Raw genomic sequence first — 1,206 nt, forward strand, 5'->3', positions numbered from 1 at the left:
CCCCACTCCACCCGCCACGCCCCCGCTCCACACTCGCCGCGCCCGCCGCACGGGGCGGAGTCAGGCTCGAGGCGTGCCGAGAGTCGGCGCGAGAGGCGAAGAAGAGGTCCGCGCGGGAAGCGAACCGGGATCGTAGCCGTGAAGCCAGGACGTGGCGCCCTCGTAGACGCGGGGAAAGACCACCGGCATGATCACGTTGCGCATCCGGCGGGCGATCGGGCCGGCCGTCTTGACGTCCCGATTGCGGGTCGCCTCCCTCACCATCTTGTCGACCCGGGCCCGACGCTGACGCTCGTAGCCGTCCAGCGCCCGCTCGACCGGCGAGGCGACGACCGGCGAGGCGACGACGCCCTCGGCGTGCAGGTGTTGGGCCAGGGCGATGGCGTCCTCGAGTGCCATCGACGCCCCCTGGCCGGCGCCGACCGGGTGGGCGGCGTCGCCGATGAGCACGAGCCGGTCGCCGTGGTGGCGGGGCACCCGCGCGAGCACGTGGTGCAGCGTGGCGCCGTGGATCCGCCGGGTGGCGCGCAGGATCTCCACCGCCCGTTCCTCGGTGCGGTAGATATCGATCAGATCGTCGATGCCGACGGCGTGCACGTCCACCGGGCACGGGCCGCTGACCTGCGCCGACCACCAGACCGACCCGTCCGGTGCGCCCAGATAGAGGAAGGCGCCACGGCGGGCAAAGATCATGTTGAAGGTGCCGACGTCCACGCCGAGGCCGTCCACGTGGGAGATGCCGCTGACGCTGTACATCCCGCCGTAAACCGGCCGCGGGGCCTCCGGGTCGAGCACCTCGCGAACGCCGGACCACATCCCGTCCGCGCCGACGATCAGATCGACGCCGTCGCCGTCGAGACAGGCCCGCACGCGGGCGGCGTCGAACCGGCTGCCGGTCACGATGCGGGCGCCGAGCCGCACCGCCTCGGCTCGCAGCGCGGCGACCAGGTCGGCCCGCATGAGGGTGACGCTGACCATCTCGTCCCCCCGAGCCCGGCCCCGTGCCACCTCGCCGAGCGATCTGCCGGCCGATGACCACATCCGCTGCCACGGCAGCGCGAACCCGGCCGCGCGCACCTGCGGCAGGCAGCCCAGCACGGCCAGGGCGCGCAGTCCGTTGGCCGCCAGGCTGACGAATGATCCGACCGGGCCGGCGGGCTCGTCGTACGCCTCGTGGACGGTCACCTCGGCACCGATGCGCCGCAG

General features: G+C 73.6%; 1 protein-coding gene. It reads right to left on the reverse strand.

Annotated elements, in window-relative coordinates; all coding sequences use genetic code 11:
• Positions 1 to 60: 60 nt before the first annotated feature.
• Positions 61 to 1,206 (reverse strand): FAD-dependent oxidoreductase (locus NBZ83_RS32230; RefSeq protein ID WP_261576524.1); only part of this gene is annotated, 1,146 nt, incomplete at its 5' end.

Source organism: Frankia gtarii (assembly GCF_025403375.1).
Lineage (GTDB): Bacteria > Actinomycetota > Actinomycetes > Frankiales > Frankiaceae > Frankia > Frankia gtarii.